This window comes from Holophagales bacterium, from assembly GCA_016719485.1.
Lineage (GTDB): Bacteria > Acidobacteriota > Thermoanaerobaculia > UBA5066 > UBA5066 > UBA5066.
The window spans coordinates 213,781-220,798 of record JADJZB010000009.1 but is presented as its reverse complement, the minus strand read 5'-3'; the positions used below and the strand labels follow the sequence as shown (position 1 = coordinate 220,798).

The 7,018-nt window shown below is 71.2% G+C and carries 7 protein-coding genes; 4 read left to right on the top strand and 3 right to left on the bottom strand.

The features are described 5' to 3' along the window. Window positions 1–690: hypothetical protein (locus IPN03_08610; protein ID MBK9373777.1), on the top strand; the 690-nt coding region annotated here is incomplete at its 5' end. A gap of 102 nt (window positions 691–792) precedes the next feature. On the opposite strand, the gene IPN03_08605 is transcribed toward IPN03_08610, so the two are convergent. After that, on the bottom strand, window positions 793–1,185 hold the full coding sequence (locus tag IPN03_08605; GenBank protein MBK9373776.1) for a hypothetical protein: 393 nt from the start codon (window positions 1,183–1,185) through the stop codon (window positions 793–795). After that, window positions 1,182–1,439: a hypothetical protein gene (locus IPN03_08600; GenBank protein MBK9373775.1), complete on the bottom strand. Its 258-nt coding sequence runs from the start codon at window positions 1,437–1,439 to the stop codon at window positions 1,182–1,184. Before IPN03_08600 ends, IPN03_08605 begins: the two co-directional genes overlap by 4 nt. Before the next feature lie 103 nt (window positions 1,440–1,542). On the opposite strand from IPN03_08600, the gene IPN03_08595 reads away from it, so the two are divergent. Genes IPN03_08595 through IPN03_08585 form a run of 3 tightly spaced genes read left to right on the top strand, consistent with a single transcriptional unit; the run spans window position 1,543 to window position 5,760 of the window. Continuing rightward, entirely contained in the window at window positions 1,543–2,121 is a 579-nt protein-coding gene (locus IPN03_08595) for a DUF4390 domain-containing protein (protein MBK9373774.1), read from the top strand. Further along, complete coding sequence (locus IPN03_08590; protein ID MBK9373773.1) at window positions 2,118–4,316, top strand: HAMP domain-containing protein; 2,199 nt, start codon at window positions 2,118–2,120, stop codon at window positions 4,314–4,316. The genes IPN03_08595 and IPN03_08590 overlap by 4 nt, the downstream gene beginning before the upstream one ends. A 46-nt stretch (window positions 4,317–4,362) precedes the next feature. Then, the gene (locus IPN03_08585; protein MBK9373772.1) at window positions 4,363–5,760 is read left to right on the top strand and encodes a sigma-54-dependent Fis family transcriptional regulator; all 1,398 of its coding nucleotides are present in this window, start codon (window positions 4,363–4,365) and stop codon (window positions 5,758–5,760) included. Here IPN03_08585 and IPN03_08580 read toward each other — a convergent pair. After that, window positions 5,750–7,012, bottom strand: a complete 1,263-nt coding sequence (locus IPN03_08580; GenBank protein ID MBK9373771.1) for an MFS transporter — start codon at window positions 7,010–7,012, stop codon at window positions 5,750–5,752. The genes IPN03_08585 and IPN03_08580 overlap by 11 nt on opposite strands. Between the last annotated feature and the right edge of the window lie 6 nt (window positions 7,013–7,018).

The window sequence follows — 7,018 nt, the reverse complement described above, 5'->3', positions numbered from 1 at the left end:
GTATCCGCTACCTGCCGGGCGTACGACGCCGAGGCACGTTCCGGGTTCCTGCAGAAAGGCGTCGTCGTCTACGCACCCTCCTACACGCTGCAGGTGAACAGGATCGGATCCGGGAGCGGGCTCGTTTACTCAAACCCGTCCGGCCTGAGCTGTGGGTCGGTCTGTTCCGCCGATTTCGCCACCGGCTCGACGGTGACACTGACTGCCCTCGCTTCCCCGGGCTCTCGCTTCGCCGGCTGGAGCGAACCGAGCTGCCTAGACCTCGGTCCCTGCACCATCCTCATGACGGCGGCGCACCCGGTAACGGCGACCTTCCAGCCGGACGGCGGAGCTCTCTTCTACCAGGTGACGCCGTGCCGAATCGCGGACACCCGAACCGGAAGCGGGGTTCCGCTGACGGCTGGGGAGATCCGCGAGTTCGCCGTAACTGCGAGCGGGTGCGGCGTTCCGATCGGGGCGGTAGCCGCTGCGCTGAACGTCTCTGTGACCGACGCCGCATCCGTGGGGTCCGTCACACTCTTCCCTTCGGGAATCCAGACACCCGGTACGCAGACGGTTTCCTTCTCTCCGGGCAAGATCCGATCGTCCTCTACGGTAATAAAGATCGGAGCCGGTGGCGCCGTGAGCGCCTATAACGGTTCTGCAGGACCTGCCCACGTGATCCTCGACATCTCCGGCGTCTTCCAGTAGCCGCCGCCAGCGAGCACGTCCGCCGCTCCGAGCCGGCCCACGAGACCGTCGCCCTCGCCGGGCGCTGAGCTCGATTCGTCGCCCCCGCTGATACCTTCGGCCTCAGTTCACGACCCTGCACGCGTCGTCGCACGCAACGATGCGGGTGCCGACGAGGAGATTCTCGATGTCCCACCACGTCGAGAGGACGACTTCGTGCCCGGCGCCCTCGAAGTGAAAGCCCTTCGGTGGCAGGACGACGAGGGGAAGTCTCGGCACGTCACCTTCCCGCTGGCGGGGGGGGCGCGTGTTCCTGTACCAGCACCCGAGTCGACGCATGACGGCGACCACCTCGGCACGGTTCCGGCGGATCTCCTCGCCGTAGTGCCGCCAGCAGAGAAGCCAACGGACCTCCGGCCGCCTGCACCGGCTGGTGGACCCGTCGGGTCCCACGACCTGGCCGTGGCACTGGCCGTAGTGGGCGGCGTAGGGGCAGGCCCAGCGATCCTCGCTCATCGCTCATCGCAGTCCGCGTCGCACGGGACCACCGGGATGGTGGCGAGTCGCTCGGCGATGTCAGACCAGTACTTGATGACGAAGGAATGCTGTCCGTCACCAAAGTGGTGCCCCGCCGGTGGCCAGACTTCCAGCGGGTAGGACGTCGCCGAGACGTTCGGCCCGGGGAAGAAGCACCGAGGGCGGTAGCTGCAGCCGAGCCTTCGGAGGAGCTCCAGAGTCTCGGGCGGGGCGGGGTCGTCTAGAGACTGCATTCCGAGTTTCGCTTTACGGCCATACGTGGGCGCCATTCTGACGGCGGATCTGCCTTCGTTCCAGCTCGGCTCCGAGCCGGTCCGTTTCGCGCACAATGCGCGGGTGCGCGCCCGCCCGGTCCTGATACTCGCTGCCGCACTGACCGCGGCCGCCCTCGCGGCCGCGGTCGCGCCGGCCTTTGACGAAGGGCTGCGGATTCCCCAGGTCGAGACGTCCCTGGTCGGGCGGGACGTCCGGGTGACGGCGCAGCTCTCCCCCGGCCTGCCGCCCGACGCCCTCAAGCGGCTCGCCTCGGGCCTCCCCACGACCGTCGCGTGGGAGATGCGGCTGTTCGTCTCGCGCAACAAGTGGTGGGACGGGCTGCGGGACGAGCGGCAGTACTCCATCACCGCGACCTACCGGCCCATGAGCGGCGACACCACGGTCGAACGCCGCCTCGACGGGCGGCTCCTCGAGACGGTCGTCCTGCCGGGCCGGGAGGAAGCCGAGCGGGTGCTCGCGACGCTCCCCGGGCTTCCGGCGTTCACGATGGGCCCGCAGCTCGTCGGCAAGCCCCTCGTCGTGAGGGTCCGCTGCCTCCACGGGACCGAGCTGACGCTCGGCTTCGTCCCGACGCGCGCCATGACCGACTGGCGCAGGTCGCCCGTCTTCTTCTGGAAGGGCAACGGGGAAGCTCGATGAAGACGCCGTGGGCGCGGGACAACAGGGTCCTCCTCGGCGTCGGCCTCACGCTCGGCCTCGCCCTCGCCGGGATCTACGCCCTCGTCCTCAGGGCCCGCGCGCTCGCGCCGCCGGCCGCCACGAACCGGGTCCTCCTGTTCGTCCTCTTCTACATCGTCGTCGTCCTCATCCTCGCCCTGCTCCTCGTCATCGGGCGCAGCGCGGCGCGCCTCGTCCTGGAGTCGCGACGCGGGGTCTTCGGCTCCCGCTTCCGGGTCCGCGTCGTCCTGACGCACGTCGGCCTCGCCCTCCTCCCCATCGCCCTCCTGATCCTGCCGACGACCGGCCTCCTCCAGCGCAGCGTGGAGATCTGGTTCCAGCCGCCGGTGACCGAGACGGTCTCGGCGGGGAGGGAGGTCGTGGAGCTGGTGCGTCAACGCTCGGCAGACAGGGAGGATCGGGTCGCCTCGCGGCTGGCGTCCTCGCTCGTCGAGGCCAGGGGCGCGGCGGCCCGTCTCGCCCTCCTCGCCTCCAGCCGCGAGGACTCGGGTCTGGACTACCTCGAGCTGAGACCCCTGGACGGGACCGCGTCCTCGGGCACGCTCGCCGTCGGCTCGCCGCGCTGGCCACTGCGCGACGTGCCGGAGCCTTCGGCGGAGTGGATCTCCTCGGCCCGGGCCCGCGGCTCGGTGCGGCGCATCGACGCGATCGAAGGGGGCGGGCAGGTCGGACGGACGATCGTCGCCTTCCCCGCCGGCATCCTGATCCTCGGCACGTACGACCCCCCCGCCGAGGCCGGTCCGCTGCGGATGCTCTCGCGCGCCACGTCGGCCTTCGCCCAGCTGGAGGCCGAGCGCACCTCGCTGCAGGCGGTGCAGGTCCTGCTCTTCCTCCTCCTCGCCCTCCTCGTCCTTCTCGCCGCGGTCTGGGTCGGGCTCCTCCTGGCGCGGCGCGTGACGCGCCCGATCGCCGCGCTGGCCGCCTCGGTGCGGCGGGTCGGGGCCGGCGACTTCGACACGCGCGTCGAGGTCGAGGGAGCCGACGAGATCGCGACGCTCGGGCTCGCGTTCAACGCGATGACCGACGAGCTGCGCGAGAGCCGCGGCCGCCTCGTCTCGGCGAACGCGGAGCTGCAGTCGGCCTACGCGAGGCTGGACGAGGACCGCCTCCGGATCCGCACCATCCTGGCGCACCTGGACGTCGGCGTCCTCGCGTTCGGCCCGCTGACGGGCGAGGGACGGGGCGAGGCGAGGCTCGAGGGGATGAACGAGGCCGCGCTGAGGATGCTCCGCAGGGCGGGCGCCCCTCCCGGAACGCCGATGTCCGCCCTGCTCGACGAGGAGTGGCAGGCGCCCCTCTTCGAGCTGCTCGACCGCGCGTTCCGCGGCACCGGCCCCCGCGAGGCGACGCTCTCGCTCGCGGCGCCCGGGGCACGCGAGCCGCTCGTCGTCGAGGCGCACGCCACGAACGTCCCGGGGGACGCCGGAGAGAAGACGGCGTGGGTCGTGACCCTCGAGGACACGACGGCCCTCGTCCGTGCCGAGCGCGCCGCGGCCTGGGAGGAGGCGGCGCGACGGATGGCGCACGAGATCAAGAACCCGCTCACGCCCGTGCGGCTCGCCGCCGAGCGGATCCGGCGGAAGGCGCGCGCCTCGACGGCGTGCGACCCGGCTCTCGCGAAGGTCGTGGAAGAAGGGGCCGACACGATCGTCCAGGAAGTGCGGACCCTCGCCGCGCTCGTCGACGCCTTCCACCGCTTCGCGCGGCTTCCCGAGACGAGCCTCGGCGACTGCGACCTCGGCGCGATCGTCGGGCAGGTCGCGAAGCTCTACGACGGGACGAAGGCGGGCGTGAAGATCACGGCCGACGTGCCGGAGGACCTCGCCGCGGTGAGAGGCGACGTGCAGCAGATCAAGCGGGCGGTCGTCAACCTCGTCGACAACGCCGTCTCCGCGACCCCTCCGGGCGGGGAGGTGAGGATTCGCGCGTCGGTCGAGGAGGGCGTCGCCCGCGTCGTCGTGGCCGACGACGGGCCGGGGATTCCGGCCGAGGAGAGGGACCTCGTCTTCGAGCCGACCTTCTCGACGAAGGCCGAAGGGTTCGGCCTCGGGCTCTCGATCACCTCGCGCATCGCCGCCGAGCACCGCGGGCGGGTCGTCCTGGAGGAGAATTCCCCCCGCGGATGCCGCTTCGTCCTCGAATGGCCGGCCGCGTGACGCCCCGCGCGCGGAGAAGACCGTGAGCGCCCCCGGCCGGGGGGCGCTGGTCTTCGTCTGCGACGACGCGCCGGGAATCCGGCGCACTCTCGCGCAGATCCTCGGCGACGAGGGGTATCGCGTGGAGGAGTTCGAGGACGGAACGTCGGTCCTCCACCGGCTCTCCGAGCCCGGCGGCGCGGCGGCAGGGGCGCTCTTTCTCGACGTCTGGCTCCCCGACATCGACGGCCTCGCCGTCCTCGACCAGATCCGCGCCCGCGGCCACGACCTGCCGGTCGTGATGATCTCCGGGCACGGAACCGTGGAGACGGCGGTCCAGGCCGTCAAGCGCGGCGCCGACGACTTCCTCGAGAAGCCGCTCGCGCTCGAGAGGGTCCTCCTGACGCTCGAGCGCGCGCTCGAGAGGAGCCGCCTCGCCCGCGAGCGCGACGTCCTCGCCCGCGAGGTGGCGCGGCAGCGGGAGCGGCTGGAGGAGGAGGAGACGCTCCTCGGCGAAGGGCCCGCGATGACCCGCCTGCGCGAGGAGATCCGCCGGGCCGGCGCGTCGGACGCGCGCGTCCTCATCACCGGCGAGAGCGGCGTCGGCAAGGAGGTGGCCGCGCGCAGCCTCCACCGGGCCTCGCCCCGCGCCGCCGGTCCGTTCGTCGAGGTGAACGGCGCGGCCATTCCGGAAGACCTCATCGAGAGCGAGCTCTTCGGGCACGTGAAGGGGTCGTTTACGGGGGCGACCGAGGACCGGAAGGGGAAGTGGGAGCTGGCCGACGGCGGGACGCTCTTTCTCGACGAGATCGGGGACATGTCGCCGCGGACGCAGGCGAAGATCCTCCGGGCGATCCAGGACGGGAAGATCTCGCGCGTCGGCGGGACGCGGACGATCGCGACCGACGTGCGGATCATCGCCGCCACGAACCGCGACCTGCCGAAGATGATCGCCGCGGGGACCTTCCGCGAGGACCTCTACTTCCGCCTCGCCGTCGTCCCGATCCGCGTTCCGACCCTCGCGGAACGGCCCGAAGACGTCCCCGTCCTGGCCACCCACTTCGCCGGCAAGCTCGCCCGCCGGCGCGGGCGCCGCCCACCGACGTTCTCGCCGGAGGCGGTCGAGGAGCTGAAGAAGCGCCCCTGGCCGGGAAACGTCCGCGAGCTGCAGAACGTCGTCGAGCGGGCGCTCCTCCTCGCCGAAGGTGCCGTCATCGGGCCGGACGACCTCCCGGGCGATGTCCTGCGCATTCCGAGGGCCGGAGCGGCGAACGAGCCGGACCTCCTACCGGGACAGAGCCTCGCCGACGCCCGCGACGCCTTCGAGCGCCGTCTCGTCACGCGCGTCCTCGCCGACTGCCGGGGCAACGTCTCCCGCGCCGCCGAGCGCCTCGGCCTCGACCGCACGACCCTTCACCGCCGGCTGAAGGGCTGGGGGCTGGGAGACGAAGGGGTCAGGTCCTGACCGTCGGCCTCGCCACCCAGCGGTCGTAGGCGAGGAGCGCGGCCGTCGAGACGAAGCCGAGGGTGGAGAGGATCATCCAGGCCTTGTCGGGCTGCATCGACTCCTTCAGGTACTTCTGGAGGAGGAAGCCGCCGAGGGGGCCCGCCAGGAGCGCCCCGAGCGCGATCGGGAGGAACGCGAAGCCCATGAAGGTGCCGACCTGCTCCTTCGGGGCGAGGTCGGCGATGTACTCGTAGTAGCGCGGCGCCTGGAGGACCTCGCCGAGGGCGAGGAGGAACATCGCCGCGGCGGCCGCCTGCCACGTCTGCGAGACGACGAGGAGGAGCCAGGAGCAGCTCCCGACGGCGAGGCCGAGCGTCATCTGCGGCACGGCCCGCACCTTCTTCATGAGCGCCGCCACGGGGACCGTCAGGAAGATGACCGAGAACGACTCGAGCGACGCGATGAACTCGAAGCGCTCCACCTTCAGGACGTCGCGGACGTAGAAGGGGAAGAGGTCGTAGACCTGCCAGAACATGACCCAGAAGCCGGTGAAGATGACGAGGAACCCGATGAAGCGTCCGTTCGCGAAGACGAGCGCCGCGTCCTTCAGGACCTTGCCGAGCGTCCGCTCCTCGGCGCCGGGGTCGCGCCCGGGCTCCTTGAAGAAGACGAGCGTGGCGAGGAAGAGGACGAACGAGACGAGAGAAGCGCCGACGAGGACCTGCGCGATGCCGAGGCTGACACGGACCTGGCTCGCGAGGACCGGCCCCAGCCAGCCGCCGACGTTCACGAGGGTGTAGTAGATCGAGTAGCCGAGGGCCTTGGTGTCCTTCGTCGTCGTCCGCGCGACGGTGCCGACGATGCACGGCTTGATGAGCGACCCGCCGATCGCCGTGATCAGGAGCGCGCAGACGACCCAGGTCTTCGTCCCGACGGCCTGGACGAGCGGCTGCCCCATCGGCATCCCCGACAGCCCGATGAGGAAGTAGCCGAGGGAGAAGATGCCGAAGCAGGCGGCGAGGCTCTTCTTGAAGCCGAAGCGGTCGACGAGCGGCCCCGCGAGGATCGGCAGGAAGTAGACGGCGAAGCCGTAGAAGCCGACGAGGCTGACGCCGAAGGGCCCGAGGCCGACCGTCTCGGCGAGGAAGACCGCGAGGACGATCTTCGAACCGTAGAAGGAGAACCGTTCGAAGAGCTCGAGGACGTTGGCGACCCAGAACGTCCGGGCGAAGCCGGACTTCACTTCGGAGAGACGTGCGGCGAGGTCCACGGGCGC